The organism is Deinococcus detaillensis, assembly GCF_007280555.1.
In the GTDB taxonomy this organism is placed as follows: Bacteria; Deinococcota; Deinococci; order Deinococcales; family Deinococcaceae; genus Deinococcus; species Deinococcus detaillensis.
The window spans coordinates 1-15,860 of the sequence record NZ_VKDB01000005.1 but is presented as its reverse complement, the minus strand read 5'-3'; the positions used below and the strand labels follow the sequence as shown (position 1 = coordinate 15,860).

18 protein-coding genes are annotated in these 15,860 nt (G+C 62.2%); 7 read left to right on the top strand and 11 right to left on the bottom strand.

The annotated features are described in order from the left end of the window. Nucleotides 1-6 precede the first annotated feature (6 nt). On the bottom strand, nt 7-1,128 hold the full coding sequence (locus tag FNU79_RS06785; RefSeq protein WP_143720133.1) for an EAL domain-containing protein: 1,122 nt from the start codon (nt 1,126-1,128) through the stop codon (nt 7-9). Nucleotides 1,129-1,469: 341 nt separating this feature from the next. Here FNU79_RS06785 and murA point away from each other — a divergent pair, with 341 nt between their 5' ends. The 3 genes from murA to FNU79_RS06770 all read left to right on the top strand — a co-directional run bounded on the left by murA (nt 1,470) and on the right by FNU79_RS06770 (nt 4,152). Further along, complete coding sequence (gene murA, locus FNU79_RS06780; protein WP_143720266.1) at nt 1,470-2,753, top strand: UDP-N-acetylglucosamine 1-carboxyvinyltransferase; 1,284 nt, start codon at nt 1,470-1,472, stop codon at nt 2,751-2,753. Between the two features lie 84 nt (nt 2,754-2,837). Continuing rightward, nucleotides 2,838-3,503, top strand: coding sequence for a hypothetical protein (locus tag FNU79_RS06775; RefSeq protein ID WP_143720132.1), 666 nt, complete (start codon nt 2,838-2,840; stop codon nt 3,501-3,503). Further along, nucleotides 3,493-4,152, top strand: a complete 660-nt coding sequence (locus FNU79_RS06770) for an HAD family hydrolase (RefSeq protein WP_143720131.1) — start codon at nt 3,493-3,495, stop codon at nt 4,150-4,152. Before FNU79_RS06775 ends, FNU79_RS06770 begins: the two co-directional genes overlap by 11 nt. Before the next feature lie 37 nt (nt 4,153-4,189). Here FNU79_RS06770 and FNU79_RS06765 read toward each other — a convergent pair whose 3' ends face one another. From FNU79_RS06765 to FNU79_RS06755, 3 genes are all read right to left on the bottom strand, one after another. After that, on the bottom strand, nt 4,190-5,035 hold the full coding sequence (locus FNU79_RS06765; protein WP_164473424.1) for an L-serine ammonia-lyase, iron-sulfur-dependent, subunit beta: 846 nt from the start codon (nt 5,033-5,035) through the stop codon (nt 4,190-4,192). After that, nucleotides 5,032-5,733: an L-serine ammonia-lyase, iron-sulfur-dependent subunit beta gene (gene sdaAB, locus FNU79_RS06760; protein ID WP_143720130.1), complete on the bottom strand. Its 702-nt coding sequence runs from the start codon at nt 5,731-5,733 to the stop codon at nt 5,032-5,034. The genes FNU79_RS06765 and sdaAB overlap by 4 nt, the downstream gene beginning before the upstream one ends. A 144-nt stretch (nt 5,734-5,877) precedes the next feature. Beyond that, nucleotides 5,878-6,234 (bottom strand): winged helix-turn-helix transcriptional regulator, encoded by a 357-nt coding sequence (locus tag FNU79_RS06755; protein ID WP_143720129.1) that lies wholly within the window; start codon nt 6,232-6,234, stop codon nt 5,878-5,880. A gap of 88 nt (nt 6,235-6,322) precedes the next feature. On the opposite strand from FNU79_RS06755, the gene FNU79_RS06750 reads away from it, so the two are divergent. Then, nucleotides 6,323-6,958 carry a nitroreductase family protein gene (locus FNU79_RS06750; protein ID WP_143720128.1) on the top strand — a complete coding sequence of 212 codons (636 nt, stop codon included), beginning with the start codon at nt 6,323-6,325 and terminating at the stop codon, nt 6,956-6,958. 67 nt (nt 6,959-7,025) lie between these two features. Here the strand turns inward: FNU79_RS06750 and FNU79_RS06745 are convergent, their stop codons facing one another. From FNU79_RS06745 to FNU79_RS06720, 6 genes are all read right to left on the bottom strand, one after another. Continuing rightward, a complete protein-coding gene (locus FNU79_RS06745) occupies nt 7,026-7,346 on the bottom strand; it encodes a YegP family protein (RefSeq protein ID WP_225429923.1) in 321 nt (106 codons plus the stop codon). Nucleotides 7,347-7,478: 132 nt separating this feature from the next. After that, nucleotides 7,479-8,435, bottom strand: a complete 957-nt coding sequence (argC, locus tag FNU79_RS06740; protein WP_143720126.1) for an N-acetyl-gamma-glutamyl-phosphate reductase — start codon at nt 8,433-8,435, stop codon at nt 7,479-7,481. Then, the gene (locus FNU79_RS06735; protein ID WP_143720125.1) at nt 8,432-9,001 is read right to left on the bottom strand and encodes a GNAT family N-acetyltransferase; all 570 of its coding nucleotides are present in this window, start codon (nt 8,999-9,001) and stop codon (nt 8,432-8,434) included. The genes argC and FNU79_RS06735 overlap by 4 nt, the downstream gene beginning before the upstream one ends. Continuing rightward, nucleotides 8,998-9,411 carry a hypothetical protein gene (locus FNU79_RS06730; protein ID WP_143720124.1) on the bottom strand — a complete coding sequence of 138 codons (414 nt, stop codon included), beginning with the start codon at nt 9,409-9,411 and terminating at the stop codon, nt 8,998-9,000. The genes FNU79_RS06735 and FNU79_RS06730 overlap by 4 nt, the downstream gene beginning before the upstream one ends. Then, nucleotides 9,395-10,171: an ethanolamine ammonia-lyase subunit EutC gene (gene eutC, locus FNU79_RS06725; RefSeq protein WP_143720123.1), complete on the bottom strand. Its 777-nt coding sequence runs from the start codon at nt 10,169-10,171 to the stop codon at nt 9,395-9,397. The genes FNU79_RS06730 and eutC overlap by 17 nt, the downstream gene beginning before the upstream one ends. Next, nucleotides 10,168-11,562, bottom strand: coding sequence for an ethanolamine ammonia-lyase subunit EutB (locus tag FNU79_RS06720; RefSeq protein ID WP_143720122.1), 1,395 nt, complete (start codon nt 11,560-11,562; stop codon nt 10,168-10,170). Before FNU79_RS06720 ends, eutC begins: the two co-directional genes overlap by 4 nt. Before the next feature lie 120 nt (nt 11,563-11,682). Between FNU79_RS06720 and FNU79_RS06715 the strand changes: the two genes are divergently transcribed. Continuing rightward, a complete protein-coding gene (locus FNU79_RS06715; protein ID WP_143720121.1) occupies nt 11,683-12,708 on the top strand; it encodes a YpdA family putative bacillithiol disulfide reductase in 1,026 nt (341 codons plus the stop codon). Between the two features lie 7 nt (nt 12,709-12,715). Here the strand turns inward: FNU79_RS06715 and FNU79_RS06710 are convergent, their stop codons facing one another. Next, on the bottom strand, nt 12,716-13,564 hold the full coding sequence (locus FNU79_RS06710; RefSeq protein ID WP_143720120.1) for a DUF2785 domain-containing protein: 849 nt from the start codon (nt 13,562-13,564) through the stop codon (nt 12,716-12,718). 57 nt (nt 13,565-13,621) lie between these two features. On the opposite strand from FNU79_RS06710, the gene gatB reads away from it, so the two are divergent. Both gatB and FNU79_RS06700 read left to right on the top strand, forming a co-directional pair. After that, a complete protein-coding gene (gene gatB / locus FNU79_RS06705) occupies nt 13,622-15,046 on the top strand; it encodes an Asp-tRNA(Asn)/Glu-tRNA(Gln) amidotransferase subunit GatB (RefSeq protein WP_143720119.1) in 1,425 nt (474 codons plus the stop codon). Then, on the top strand, nt 15,043-15,705 hold the full coding sequence (locus FNU79_RS06700) for a hypothetical protein (protein ID WP_143720118.1): 663 nt from the start codon (nt 15,043-15,045) through the stop codon (nt 15,703-15,705). Before gatB ends, FNU79_RS06700 begins: the two co-directional genes overlap by 4 nt. The last annotated feature ends 155 nt before the right edge of the window (nt 15,706-15,860 follow it).

Sequence of the window (15,860 nt, the reverse complement as noted above, 5' to 3'; positions counted from 1 at the left end):
TAGCGCTTATGTTGGAGGCGTAATGGAAAGCGCGGCGGTTCCTGAATCACTACCATAGTTGGATGGTTGTTCCTGCCCCTGAATCTGCTGGCAGGCGGCCGCTTCAGCCGCAAGATTGCGCTCGAAGGTGGGACGGCCCAGGCCGTAGCCTTGCCCCAAATCGGCTCCCAAAGCGGTGGCGGCTGCGAGTTCACTGGCCGTTTCCAGTCCCTCGGCCACCACCTGCACGCCGAGTTCGTGGGCGTAGCGAATCAGCGCTCCCACCAAAGCGGTGCGCGGGTCGTCGGGCGTAATACCGATCAGCAGGCTTTTATCGAGCTTGACCAAGTCGGGCCGCAAGGCTTCCAAATACATCAAGCTGCTCTGGCCTGCGCCGAGGTCGTCGAGCGCCACCTGCATTCCCTCGCGGCGGTAGCGGTCCAGCACGCTGCGGAGCAGTTCCAAATCGGGGAAATGATCGGTTTCCACCACCTCGAAAATGAGCCGCGCCGGATCAATGCCGCTTTCTCGGCAGGCGGCGAAAGTGGTATTCAAACAAACTTCGGGGTCATACACCACCCCCGGCATAAAGTTGATGAGCAGGTTGCCGCTCTTGGTGAGCGCCGCGCCTTGCCGAATCGCCGCTTGCCGGGCCTGCCGGTCAAACAGGTGCAGGCCGCCGTGCGCCGGGGCCGCGCCCAGGAGTTCTCCCGCGCCGTAAAGCCGCTGCCCGACTTGGGCGCGGATCAGCGCTTCGAACCCGAAGACTGCGCCGCTCCTGAGATCGAATACCGGCTGAAAAGCCACCTTCAGGTGAGAGAGGGCCTCCGGAAACCAAGTGGTTTGAGCGCGTGTCAGCCACTGCGGCAACGTCGCGGCCTGCCAGTAAAGGGGCTGACCATCCCGCACCGGCAAGACTTGTACCTGCGCCCATTCGCTGGCTTTGAGCGCTTCCGAGATGGCCCCGAATTGGGCGCTCAACTGCTCGGCGCTGCCCGTGAAGTGCCAGCCGGGGCCGCCGCCGTGCCGCTGGGCCGCGCCGCACAGCCAGGTCAACCGCTTGGTGACGTGCCCGGACGAGCTGAACAGCAGCCAATCGCCGCTGAGGGCAGCAGAATCGAGGTGTTCGCAGTCGCAGCTAAAAGTCATTCTGAAATGCAGTTTAAATTGGCTCACTTTCCAGAGCCTTACAAATCAGCTAATAGTGCTGAGTCTCCACTCAATTCGCAGCATTGAGGCACGATTCAGGTTCAAACACCGCCTTCAGAAAAGCTTAAGGGCCGGGACATTTCGGCAAGTTGTCTGGACGGCGCAGCGGCCATCTTCACACCACTACTGGACTCACAGTGAGTAAGGTGTGTAAGATGCAACAGGGAAACGCGGACGGAGCAAACTCAAGATTCTTTTCCTTCTTTCTCTCCGCCGCTTCAAGCTCGACTTTACGCTGACTTATCTCCGGCCCCTGCGCCGTCAAAAAGGACACATCCATGCTGCAAGTAACTCCTCTGCATATCACCGGTGGCCGCATCCTCAGCGGCGAATTCGCGGTTCAACCCAGCAAAAATGCAGCGCTGCCGATTATTGTCGCGGCGCTGCTGAGCCGTGAACCGGTGACGTTGCACGGGATTCCGCGCCTCTCTGATATCTACACCATCTTGGATATCGTGGGCCACCTCGGCGCTCAGCACGCTTGGGTCGGCCCCAACAGCGTGACCTTGCACACCCCCGAAATTCTCAACACCACCGCGCCTTACGCTTTGGTCAGCAAAATGCGGGCCAGCTTCATTGTGATGGGCTCCCTCATCGCCCGCGCCGGAGAAGCCACCGTGAGTATGCCCGGCGGCTGCGCCTTCGGCTACCGGCCGGTGGATCAGCATGTCAAGGCCTTTAGGGCGCTGGGCATCGAGATGGACGAGGAGGGCGGCAATTTCGCGGCGCTGCGAACCCGTCCGCTGAGCGGTTCCTACGTCTTCGAGATGCTGACGGTGGGCGCGACCCAAAACGCCATTTTGGCGGGGGTGCTGGGCAGCAGCCAAGTCATTTTGGAAAATGCCAGCATCGACACCGACGTGGTGGACATGATCAATTTCCTCAACTCGCTGGGCGCGGATATTCGCGGCGCGGGCACCAACACCATCACCGTGCAGGGCGTCGGCTCGCTGCGCGGCGGCGAATACACCATCATCCCCGACCGCATCGAGGCCGGAACCATCATGCTGGCCGCCGCCGCCACCCGCAGCCACATCACCCTGACCGGCGTGCGCCCGGCTCACCTGCGGGCCGTCAGCATGAAGCTCACCGAGATGGGCGTCAGCATTTTGGAATCTGGCGACTTTATTACCGTGGACGCCACCCGCGCCGCCCTGAAGCCCATCAGCGTCACCGCCCTCGAGTTTCCGGGCTTTCCCACCGACGTGCAGCCGCAGATGAGCGCCCTGCTGGCCACCGTGCCCGGCACCAGCATCGTCGTGGACAAAATTTATCCTGACCGCCTGACGCACGTCGTCGAACTCAACCGGATGGGCGCACAGATTCAGGTCAGCGAACACACCCAGATCATTCAGGGCGGACGGGTTCACGGCGCACCCGTCAAGGCCGCCGACATCCGCGCGGGCGGGGCGCTCATCGTGGCCGCACTCGCCGCCGAGGGCGACACCATCATCGACGGGATGCAGTACATCAACCGGGGCTATGAGCGCTTTGCCGAGCGCCTGCGCGGCCTCGGCGCGGACGTGACGCAGTCGGAACTCTCGCTCGCCACCGCGATGGACTGAAACAGCTCCATGAACAAGCGCCCCAGTCTGCTGAAATGGATTGGGGCGCTGTGTTGGCAGCCCGGTACGAGTTAGCCTGAGGAGATGCCCCGTTCCCCCGACTTGCCGCCCGCGCTCCAAAGTCTGCTGGATTACTTCCGTCCGCTGGCCCTGTATTCGCATGGCTGGGCCGCAGGGGAGTCGCTGCTGTCGCCCAGCGTGAATCTGCTCGGCGCGAACGCTCTCTACGCGGCAGACGACTTGGACGAAGTGACGCTCAGTGCTGCCAGCACTTGGGCCAGCGAATACGGTGTGCCTGCGCTGCGGGCCGTGCTGGGAGATAGGGGCGAAGCGGGGCATCTGCGGGTGGGCACTTTTGGGGCGCTGCCTCTGCCCAGCGCCATTCAGGTCGAGCAGACCTCGCGCCTGCACCTGCCGCGCTGGGCGGCGGTACTGGCCGAAGCGCACGGGCAACCGGAGTGGGCCACCCCGATCTCGCGGCATCTTGCGGCGCGGTTAGAAAGCTCACCTGACGCTGTGCTGCTGATGGCTTACGCGGGCAGCGAGACGGTGGGAGCGCTGCTGTGGCAAGCCGGCGCAGTACATTTGTGGGGCACGCTGGACGAAGCGGTGGACGCCCCGCTGCTGAGCGCCGCCGCCGAGTTGAGCGGGGGAGAAGTGGTGGTCAGCTTGCCGGATACCTCGCCGCTGACAGTTTACGGTGGGCAAGCCGTCAGCTTTGTTCACCTAGACTGGCCGCATGATCTTTGATGCGGTTCTTTTTGATATGGACGGTGTGCTGGTAGACAGCGAAGTGGTTTCGGGGCAAGTCTGGGTGCAAACCCTCAGCGATCACGGCCTCACTTTGGATCACGGCGACTACATGGCGCGGGCAGTCGGCCACACGGCGTCCAACCTCTACGCCAATTTGGAGCGCGATCACGCTTGGAAGCGCACCCCCGAATTCGAGCAAGCCCTGACCCAGCGGCTGGCCGAAGCGTTTGCGAAGGTGGGCGAAGTGCCCGGCGCAAAGCAAACTTTAGAAGCCTTGAAAGCGGCGGGCATGCCGTTCGCGGTGGCCAGCAACAGCACCCGCGATAAGTTGCAACTCAAGCTAAAGGCCACTGGCTTGGCGGAGTTACTCGGCGCTCACGCTTACGATCCGTCCACTGTCAGTGGGCTGGGCAAGCCGTTGCCAGATCTGTACTTGCACGCCGCCGAGCAACTGGGCGTCGACATTCAGCGCTGCGTCGTGGTGGAAGACAGCTTATCGGGCCTAGCAGCGGGCCTCAGCGCGGGCGCAACCAGCTGGGGCTTCGCGGGGGGCGGGCATCAAGTGTACGCCGACGCCCTGTTAGAAGCTGGAGCCGAGCGCGTGGTCAACTCGCACGCCGAACTCAGGCAACTGCTGGGGATTTAAGAGCGCCGGAACATAGAACGCCTTGAGTGCCCTCTGCCTATTTCCCTTCCATCCTCGCCGTGACCGCCAAGCCCGTCGGCGTTTGCGCCAGCCCGCCTTCCGCCGTTTCGCGCAACTCCAAAGGCATCATCCGCCCGACCTGCGCCATTGCCGAGATCACCTCGTCGGGCGGAATGAAGCTCTCTAAGTTGCTGAGTGCCAACTGCGCCGAGCTGACCGCGTGAACGGCAAAAAAGGCGTTGCGAGAGACGCACGGCACTTCCACATAGCCGCCCACCGGATCGCAGACCAGCCCGATGGTGTTCATCAGCGCCATGGCCGCCGCGTGGACGCAGGCGCGTGAAGACCCGCCCAGCAGTTCGGTGACGGCCGCCGCCGCCATGGCCGCGCTGGAACCGATTTCAGCTTGACAGCCGCCCGCCGCGCCGCTGATAAACATCTGCTTGCTGATGGCTTTGCCCACGCCCGCCGCCAGCACCATCGGCATCACCAGGTCGTCATCCGAAATCTTCAAATGGTCGGCCACGCCCAGGAGCGCCCCCGGAATGGTTCCGGCGCTGCCCGCTGTCGGCGCGGCGACGATCCGGCCCATCCGGGCGTTTTCCTCGTTGACGGCCATAGCGTAAGCCTGTACCCGCCTGAGCAGCGGCGCTTGCAGCACGTCCGGCGCGTCCCACAGCCCCTTGGCGTTCCAGCCGACCATGCCGGTGATGCTCGGCGCGGCGGAGGCCAGCCCGCGCTCCACGCTGTCGCGCATCTCGGCAATCCGCGAGCGCATGGCTTCTTTGACGATGGCCGGACTCAGGCCGTTCTCGGCGCAGTCGCTGTCCAGCACCCACTGCGAGGCGGGCGAAGGCGCATTCAGAATTTCGTCTAAGGTCACGCTGTCGTCCCCAGCAGCACGGGCGCAACGATCCCGGCGTCCATGACTGGCCGCACCATCCGCACCCAGTCCATCCCCGGCCAGCTCAGCAGAAATTTTTGCGCCGCCTCCCCCAACGACTGATCGAGCTCCACGCACAGCATGGCGTTGCCGCCGCGTTTGTCGCGGTCACAGGTCAGCGCGGCGATGTTGACCTGATCGGCGGCCAGCAGCCCAGCGATTTTGGCGATCACGCCCACCGCGTCGTGGTAGCGGGTCAGCAGGGTAAAGGCCCCGCCGGAAAAGCTGACCTTAAAGCCGTCCACCCGGATAATCTCAATCACGCCGCCCCCAGTGCTGGAGCCGACCACTGTCACCGTCTGACCGTTGCCGCTGACGGTGATCCGCGCCGAGTTGGGATGCACGTCGCCCAGATCCGCCGTTTCAAAGTTGAAAACTAGATCGGCGCTGGCGGCTTCCTCAAAGGCACGCGGTAAACGGGCGTCGTCCGGCGCGTAGCCGAGCAGCCCGGCGATCAGGGCGAAGTGGGTGCCGTGCCCTTTGCCGGTTTTGGCGAAACTGGCATGCAGGCCGATTTCGGCGTGTGTGGGAATTTGGCCCAGCAGTTGCCGCGCCACTTGCCCAATTCGGCAAGCCCCGGCGGTGTGGCTGCTGCTCGGCCCGATCATCACCGGCCCGATCATGTCAAGGAGGGTCATCAGAGCAGTATAAGCGGGGACTGGGGAAGCGTCAGTGATGGGTGGTCTTCAGCGCAGACAGCAAAGTGCCGCTGTGCGAAATACTCCACTTCAGCGGCTCATTTGTTCTTTCATTGTCTTGCTTCAAAGAACCGCGAATCTGACTCAGCCCGCGCAGGGCGTCTTGATCACTTCTTCGCTGAGATGCGCTCCTGCCCAGTTGCCGATGGCGTCAATGACTTGCTGTAACTCTTGGCCCGCCGGAGTGAGGGTATAAATGCTGCGGGCCAGTTTGCCCTGCGCTTCTTGGTCGGTGGCCTTGCTGATGATGCCCAGATGCTCCAGACCCTCCAAGCGCTGCGTCAGCGTGGCGCTGTTGCAACCGCCGATGGCCCGCGACAGCTCGTTAAAGCCTTTGGGGCCGCCCAGCAGTGAGCGCACGATATGCAGCACCCACTTTTCTTGCAACACGCCGATGGCCCGGTAGACCGGACAAAACGTACCGTGCTGTTCTTGTATCATACCCAGAAGTATACACGCCTTCTGGTGGCAAATTGGTGGGCACTTCACAGTGCTTGACTTTTCAAACTAGTTGACCTAATGTAGCGTCATGACCGCAACCATGATTCAGCCCGCCAGCATCAAAGCCTCTACTCTCAAAGAAGCCATCGAAACCCGCCGCAGCATCCGCAAATTCGTGCAGGAACCTATGGATCAAGGTGATTTGCACGAAATTATCCGCCTGGCCACCCTCGCCCCGAGTGCCTGGAATGTGCAGACCTGGCGCTTTGCGGTGGTGCAGACGCCAGAACTCAAAGAGCAGTTGCAGGTTGCCGCCTACGGACAGCCGCAGGTGACCAATGCGCCCGCCGTGATCGTGGTCTACAGCGATATGGAAAACACCATGAACACCGCCGAGGAAACCGCCCACCCCGGTATGGGTGAAGAGGGGCGTGCGGGCCAGCGCAAGACGCTCGACGGCGCATTCGGGAGCCAGGACACGGCCCAGCGCGGTCAGTGGGGCCTGTCGCAGGCCAACATCGCCTTCGGCTTCCTGATGCTGGCGGCCCGCAGTCTCGGCTACGACACCGTGCCGATGCTCGGCTTCCAGCCCGACAAGGTCAAGGAACTGCTGGGCCTGCCGGAGCATGTGCAGTTTGCCGGACTGCTGCCCATCGGCAAACGCGCTGAAGACGGCTTCCCGCACCACCGCCACAGCGTCGAGCGCGTCGCCAAGTTTTACTGAACTACAAACTGCCTTTTCTAGCCCTGCCCGCGTGGTAGGGCTTTTTTTGATTTACGCCGTCTGGTGCTTAGGTCTGGTCGTCTGTCTCGGCTCCGTCAGCGGCCCGCGTTACCGCCGCCATGCCTTCTTGCGCGGCGCTATCCGAAGAGTAATGCTCACCCACGCCGATGACCTGCCCGTTGGCAGCCTTCAGCACGAAGTATGGCTCCTTACTGCCCTGACGCAACTCAAAACGCTCAGAGTGGGGAGCGTTGGCCTTGACCGACTCGATGCCGCCAACGGCGCTGGCTTTGGCCTCGTAGCGCTCACTGGTCAGCACCACCTGGCCGTTTCCAGCCTGCAAGTTGAACATGAAGCCGTCACTGGCCGCGCCTGAACGTTTCAACACAAACTTTCCCGCCATGTTGGCCCTCCTGAATTGTGAAGCTGAGTGCAGTTTAGCTCATGGGGTTGCAAAGCGTAGCGAGCCGCCTAAACCACTCACTCTGTGCTTCCAGACACCGCGCTTTGACGATCAGACTTACTGGCCTTCTGCCACCGCATAGTCTTGGTCAGCGCTTTCTAAGCCCAGCATCACGTCCAGGTTCTGCGCCGCCGCGCCGCTGGCTCCCTTGCCGAGGTTGTCCAAGCGCGAGACGAGCAGCGCCTGAGTGCCGTCTGGGTTGGCATACACGAACAGCTCCATTTTATTGGTGCCGTTGAGGGCCTGCGGATCGAGAATGGGCGGATTTTGGTCTTTGGGAACCACCGAAACGAACCGCTGCTCGGCGTAATGCTTACTGAGCGCGTCTCTGAGTTGATCAGTGCTGACGCCCAGAGCGCCCAGATGCAGCGGAATTTGCAGCAACATTCCCTGACGCCAGCCGCCGACATGCGGGGTAAACAGCGGCGCGGTACTCAGGCCGCCGTACTCGGCCATTTCCGGCAAGTGCTTGTGACTGAGGTTCAGCGCGTAGCTCTTGAATGGCCCGGCCATCGGATGCTCGCTGCCCTGCTCGTTGGCGTCCACCAAAGCCCGCCCGCCGCCACTGTAGCCGGAAAAGCCCTGCACGCTCACCGGGTACTCGTGTGGCAGAAGTCCTGCGTCGGTCAGCGGGCGCAATAGGGCGATGGCGGCGCTGGCGTAGCAGCCCACGTTGCTGACCAAGCGGGCCTCGCGAATAGCCTCCGGCTGCCCAGCCGTCAGCTCGGGAAAGCCATAAACCCAGCCTTTCGTGACGCGGTGAGCGCTGGAAGCGTCCAGCACCCGCGTGTGTGGGTTGTCGATCAGGGCCACCGCTTCGCGGGCCAGATCGTCGTGGAGGCACAGCACCGCCACGTCAGCGGCGTTGAGCAGTTCGCGGCGGGCCTGCGGGTCTTTGCGGCGGGCCGGATTGATGCTCAGCAGCTCCAGATCATGGCGGCCTTCCAAGCGGGCACGGATTTGCAGGCCAGTGGTGCCCGCCTCGCCGTCAATGAAGATGCGGGGTTTGGTCATGATCGGAGTGCTTCCTGCTGGGTGTGCCATTCACTTTGCAGCATGGCGTAATGGGCGTCGTCTGTCCAGCTTTGGCGGTGCCAGTAAGCCGCGACGCTGCACCCTTCAAACCTGAAGTTGGCCCGTGTAAGGAGTGCGGCGCTGCGGGCATTGCGCGGGTCGAGGCTGGCGTGAACGCGGTGAAGTTCGGCCCCACCTCTACTTTCGTCTTCAAACAGCCAACTCAGCAGTGCGGTGAGCCCCTCGTGAGCGTAGCCGCGTCCCCACTCAGCACGGGCCAAAGTAAAGCCGACTTCCGCCGTGCGGTACGAGGTACAGCGCACACTGAGATTGCCCAGCGCTGCACCGCCTTTTGCCTCTAGCGTCAGCGTGGCCCATTCGGAAGTCAGCACCTGCATCTCTCGGGCCAGTGCCTCGGCTCTCGCCAGCGGATAAGGCATGTCCCAACTCTGGTACAGCGCCACTTCGGGGTCATTGTGGTAAGCGGTGAAGGCAGGCACGTCCGCCAAGTTCAGCGGGCGCACCGTCAGGCGGGCAGTGTGGAGCGTGGGTAGCGTCAAGCTCATGGCTTTTCCTCTAGGAGCAAGTCCTTTGGTGGCAAGTGCGGCATCAAGAAGTTTTGCCGAGCCGCTGCCGAGCCGAGTTCAGCAAGGTCGTAAAAAGGGCTAAGAAACCTTTCCCGCTGCTGCCAGTCCAGCAAATCAGAATGTTGGGCGGCGAAGTCTGTCCACGTTTGGCCTGCCACGCGGCGCTCCAGCACCAGAAAAAAGAAGGCGGTGGTCAGGGTGGCGTTGTATTTGTCGGTGAGCTTCAGCGACTGTGCCAGTGTCAGCAGTCCGGCGTTGAAGGCGGCCAGCGCTCCGAGCGCTCCGGTTTCTTCTAGCAGCAGCCAAGACAGATGCAGGTGGGCGGGGTGGCCAAAGCGCCCATGCTCGGCCACCACCTGTTCAAAGAGGGCGTCAAAGCGGGGATTCATTGCTGATGACCCTAGCGCTTTCGTCTTTGCCGAGTTCGTCTCTGCCTGTTTCATCTTTCAACTGCACCCCGCTGAGCTGCCGCCGCAAGCTCTCCCGAAGAAGGAAAGCAATTTTTTGTGCCGCCGCGTGAATGTCCAGTCCGCCGGGCCGAATGTTGGAAACACAGTTGCGCTCACTGTCTTGCCGCCCAAGGCGGGGTGCGAAGGTCAGATATGCGCCTAGGCTGTCGGCGCTGCTCAGGCCGGGCCGCTCGCCCAGAATCATCAAGCTGCACCCCGCACTCAGCAATTCGCCTGCTTCGTCGGCCAGAGCGACGCGGCATTGGTGGGCCAGCAGCAAGCGGGTCGGCAGACCACCCAGCACTGGGAGGAGAGCGCTCAGCAGTGTGGGGGCGTGTTCCAAAGCAGCAGCGCTCAGTCCGTCGCCCACCACGATGAGCACCTCCGGCGCGGGTGGTCTGAGAGCTTGCAAAGCAGCTCTGGAATCAGGATGGAGCGCCCTTCCCAAATCTGGGCGGCGCAAATACTCGGCGCGGCTCTCAGCTTGTGACCGAATTTCCAGCGCGTCGGGCCACTGAGAGCGCAGCGGCGCAAAGTCGGCTTCCGTCCACACCGCGTCACGGGCGGCGGCGTGCGCCTGATTGAACTTCAGGACTTCGCGGGTTGGCAATGATGTTCCGGCACGGCCCAAAGCGATGCGGGCTTCGGTAAAAGCGCGGAGGGCTTGCCAGGGGGTCTGCTCGGTCAGGTCGTCGCTCACGCACCCAACTCGTGCAGGGCGGCCCGCAGCGGCGTTCCGGCTTTTGGCAAGCTGAGCTGGCCGCGTTCGGTCAGGCCCATCTGCTCCAACCAAGCGGCGAACTCCGGCGCGGGCGGGCGGCCCAGAAGTGAGCGCACATACCAAGCGTCGTGAAAGCTGGTGGACTGATAATTGAGCATGATGTCGTCGGCCCCCGGCACGCCCATCACGAAGTTGACGCCCGACGCGGCCAGCAAGGTCAGCAGCACGTCCATGTCGTCCTGATCGGCCTCGGCGTGGTTGGTGTAACACACGTCGCAGCCCATCGGCAGGCCCATCAGCTTGCCCGCGCAGTGGTCTTCCAGGCCCGCACGGATGATCTGCTTGCCGTCGTAGAGGTATTCGGGGCCGATAAAGCCCACCACCGTATTGACCAGCAGCGGCGCGTACCGCCTCGCCACCGCGTAGGCCCGCACCTCGCAGGTCTGTTGATCGAGGCCGTGATGAGCCCCCGCACTCAGCGCACTGCCCTGTCCGGTTTCAAAGTACATGACATTTTGGCCCCGACTTTCGTTTGCAAACACGCTGCCGCGTCCCAGGCTCAGCGCGGCGGCGTGCGCTTCGTCCAGCAGGGCCAGATCAATCCCGAAACCCTTGTTGGCCGCCTGCGTCCCAGCAATGCTCTGAAACACCAAGTCCACTGGAGCGCCGCGCTCAATGGCCTGCAAAGTATTGGTGACGTGGGTCAGCACGCAAGTCTGGGTGGGAATGCCCAGCGTCTGACGCAGTTCGTCGAGCAGGTGCAGCAGGGTCGTGCAGGCGTCCACGTTGTCGAGCGCGGGGTTGATGCCGATTACCGCGTCACCTGCGCCGAACATCAACCCGTCGAGGGTGGAAGCCAGCACGCCTCTGGGGTCGTCGGTGGGGTGGTTGGGTTGCAGCCGCGTGGAAAAATGGCCGCGCAAACCGAGGGTGTTGCGGAAACGGGTCACGACCTCACAACGGCTGGCCACCAGCATCAAGTCCTGGTTCCGCATCAGTTTGCACACTGCCGACACCATTTCAGGCGTCAGGCCGCCGCGCACTTCTGCGAGTTGGTCAGGCGTGGCCGACAGCAGCCAGTCGCGCAACTCGCCCACGCTCAGGCCCGCGATGGGCGCGAAGGCGAGGGCGTCGTGGCTGTCCACGATCAAGCGGGTGATCTCGTCGGCTTCGTAGGGAATGAGCGGCTCGTTCAGCAAGGCCAACAGCGGCACATCGGCCAGCAGAGCGCGGGCGGCTTCGCGTTCCTGAGCGCTGCGAGCCGCCAACCCCGCCAACTCGTCGCCGGATTTCTGTGCCGAAGCGCGGCCCAGCAGTTCGCGGGTATCGGCAAAGGCAAAATGGGTATGACCGAGACGGGTCTGGAACATGCTGCCTAGAGTCTAAGCCCAGAGATTGAGCTGGAGTGGCTGTTCACTTTTTCAACAGACAAGCCCCGTTCATGAACTCGGCTACCCTTCAGATTGCTGCCGCGTGGCACAATTTTGACCATGAAGCCAGACATTCACAACACCCAAAACTCTCTGATTGACGTTGCCATTGTGGGCGCAGGGCCGGTCGGCCTGGCCGCCGCCATCGCCTGCAAGCGGGCCGGACTCAGTTACGTCGTGCTGGACAAAGGCTGCGTGGTCAATGCCATTTTCGATTACCCCACCTACATGACTTTTTTTACCACCGCGCCCGAACTGGAAATTGGCGGTCACCCGATGGTGACGGGTCACGACAAACCTGACCGCAAAGACGCGCTGATGTATTACCGCCTGGTTGCCCAGCGCGAGAACTTGAATATCCGCCAGTACAGCGAAGTGGTCAAAGTTCACGCCGCGCCCGCCGGATTCACGCTGGAAGTCGAAAATCAGGACGGCGAGATGAATCTGCTGGAAGCCCGGCGCGTCATCGTCGCCACCGGCTACTACGACAATCCGCTGCACCTCGGCATTGCGGGTGAGGACGCCGAGAATGTCAGCCACTACTACACCGAGGGCCACCCCTTTTGGAAGCTGAACGTCACCGTGATTGGCGCGGGCAACAGCGCCGCCGACGCCGCCCTTGATCTGTGGCGCAACGGTGCGAACGTGACGATGGTGGTGCGTGCTCCCGAACTCAAAAGCACCATCAAATACTGGGTACGCCCCGACCTCGAAAACCGTATCAAAGCCGGCAGCATCGCCGCTCAGTTCAATTCGCAGGTGGTGGAAATTCACCCCGACTATGTGCTGGTGCAGCACCAGGACGGCACCACCGAGCAGCTTGCGACCCATTTCACCTTTGCCCTGACCGGCTACCGCCCCAAGCTGGCTTTCTTGGAAGACCTCGACTTGGCAACCCAGCCCGATCAGTGCTTGGTGCTGAGCGGGCAGCACGAGAGCAGCGTGGCGGGCCTGTTCGTGGCGGGTTCGGCGGGTTACGCGGGCAAAACCAATCAGGTGTTTATCGAAAATGGGCGCATTCACGCCGAGCAAGCGGTGGCGGAGATTGCGCGGCAGTTGGCAGAGCGGGAAGCAGCTTTGGTTTGAGGCTGGTTCAGGGCTGACCATAATACGGGTAAATGCTCCGCAAAGCTTCCTGCACCAGCTCCAGCGTTTCAGCGGAATAAGCGGGGTGCAGCGTCACGTCGCCGAGGGTCGCGCCGAGATGCAACAGGGTATGCAGGCTGTGCAGTGTTCGCACCGCTAAGACCGGCCCAGCCGGAATAAGGCCAGCTGCTGAGCTCGCCCAAAGGGTTTGGTAGTTCTCCAGCCAACTGCTGATGTACTCCACAGTCACTTCAGGCCGCGAAAGAACGGCCAGCACCGCGAGGGCCAAGCGGTCATCTTCGGTTTGCGAGAGGTATAGCGGCAAACTCCGCAGCCTCGCCGTGAGCGTGTCTAAAATAAGTTGGAGGTCGGCGGCGCTCGCCTGTGGATGCAGTGCTAAAGCCAGTGCCGTGTCTGCTCCGTGGGCAACTGTGTGAATCCAGCCGGTGCCTTCCTCAAACGAGCGCACATCGGCTTCGTTCGGATACCAGTGGTGCCAAGCCGCCAGAGCGGAAGGATACCAAAGTAGCCGAAAAGCCAACTCTTTTCCCTGTTCGCGGAGCAAATTGGTATCCCGCCGAACCGCTTCGCCCAAAATCAGCGCCGAAAACGAGCGGCTCAGAATGTCGGGAGCTCGGAGCAGCGCCGTCGTTCGTGCGCCCAGCTCGGCCAATACGGCGTCGAAGTGTCCCGCCTGCGTCCACTCTGACAAGGTCATGTAGGCTTGCTCATCTCGCACCGTTGGGTCAGGTGAGGCCAGCATTCCCAGCAATTCGGGCAGGGCATCTGGCGGATACAGACCTTCTGGTAAGTTGTAGCTATTGGCGGCGACGCTGGCCCAATCGGTAAGTTTCACAGCCGCAGTTTAAGACTCGGCCCGCTTTACTCCCGCCCCAGTCTTTATACTCAGTCCATGTACCAAACCGTGATCGGCTTAGAAGTTCACCTCCACCTGAATACCCGCACCAAGATTTTTAGCGCGTGCAGCACCGATTATTTCGGCAAAGACCCCAACACTTTCATTGATCCGTTTACGCTGGGGCTGCCCGGCACGCTGCCGACCCTCAACCGCGAGGCGGTCAATCTGGCGATCATGTTCGGGCTGGCGCTCGGCTGCGACGTGTCGGGCTTTACCCAGTTTCACCGCAAGAACTACTTTTACCCCGACGCCCCCAAAAACTTCCAGCTCTCGCAGTATGACCGCCCGATTGCCCGCGACGGCTTTTTAGACGTGAATGGAAAGCGCATCCGCATCAACCGCGCCCACCTCGAAGACGACGCCGGAAAGCTGATGCACCCAGCCTACGCGCCGTACAGCCTGCTTGACCTCAACCGCGCCGGAATGCCACTGATTGAAATGGTCACGGAAGCCGACCTCACCACTCCCGAACAGGCCCGCGAATTTCTGACCCAGATTCGGGCGATTGCCCAGTCGCTCGGCGTCAGCGAGGCCAACCCCGAGGAAGGCAAGATGCGCTGCGACGTGAACGTGAGCCTTCACAAAGCTGGTGAGCCGTGGGGCACCAAAGTGGAAGTCAAGAACCTCAACTCGTTTCGGAGTGTGCAGCGCTCGCTGGAGTACGAAATTGCCCGCCAAACGCGGGTGCTCAGCGGTGGTGGCACCATCACTCAGGACACTATGGGTTGGGATGAGGGCGGCCAGAAAACATTCGTGATGAGAACCAAAGAGGGTGAAGCCGATTACCGCTACTTCCCCGAGCCGGATCTACCGCCGCTCAACATCACTCCTGAAATGATCGAGGCGGTGCGGGCCAGAATGCCGGAGCTCCCCGCGCAGAAGTTGGAGCGCTATTTGGCGCTGGGCATCCGCGCCGCCGACGCTGAGCTGCTGAGTATGGACGCGGCGCAAAGCCGCTTTCTGGATGAAGCGCTTAAGTCAGGAGCCGACGCCCAACCCTTGGATGCACAAAAGCTCACCAACTGGCTGTTGACAGACGTGGCCGGATACCTGGCCACCCGTGAGCAGAGCCTCAAAGACACGCCGCTGCAACCCGCTCACCTCACGTCCCTAGTTGGCTTGATCGACGCCGGAACCCTCAGCGGCAAAATGGCCAAAGACCTGCTGCCCGACGTGATGACTGGCCTTGACCCTGCCGTGCTGGTGCAGGAGCGCAGGCTGGCAGTCGTGTCGGATACCGGCGCAATCGAAGCGGCCATCGACGCCGCCATGCAGGCCGACCCCGCCACCGTCGCCAAGGTGAAGGCCGGGAATGCCAAAGCCATGAATGCCTTGTTCGGCCCCGTGATGAAAGCTCTGGGCGGTCAGGCCAAACCGGACGTGGTGCGTCAACTGCTCCAGCAAAAACTCGGCGTGTGAGAGCTGTCAATGCGCTCACCGCTCGCCGCGCCGCCCTCACCGCGCTGTGGCTGCAAGTCGTCACCTTGGTTGTCTACGGCATTTACGACGCTTTTCGCAGAACCGGCGCGGATCTGCTGCTCGGCTCGCTGGACGTGGTGCTGGCCACCATCAGCTTGGTCCTTTGGACGGTGCTCTTGGGCGACTTCCTGCGCGGCGAAACAGCCGAACTGACTGACGCCCGCCTGCGCGTGTTCCGCCTCATCTATCCGTGGCTGATCGCGCTGCGGGCCGCCGTGTGGCTGCTCACTGTGGTGGCGATTTTGAGCGGCGCAGGAGATACGGCCAACCCGATTGCCGTGCTGCTGCTGTTCGTGGTTTGGGGCGGCGGCATCGCGGCGGGGCTGGCGCTTTACACCGTCAGCGCGGTGCTGTTTGCGAGTCCTGCCGACACCACTGGCCGCGCCCGTTTGATGACCTGGCTCAACTTGTCGGCCATGCTCGGCGTTGCCATTACCGTCACGAACATTTGGCCGCCGACGGGCTTTGTGCCGATGCCCAAGTTCTCCGATCAACTGATCTGGGCGGGGCTGGGCCTCGAAGATTTGGTGGCGACCTTGCTGGCTCTGTGGGCGGTGCGGCTGATGGGTGGGGCACTGGTGGAAGGGGAGAAGGCGTGAGCCGTATCTGCATTTTGTTTTGCTTGTAGGGAACAGATTATGCGCTGCGCTCATTCACCTCCTCTCCTTTGGAGCTGTACCTGAGGAGTTAAGAGCAAAACGAATACCGCCTTCTCGCTTCCAAAATCTGGGCAACCCATTGACTACAGTGCCCA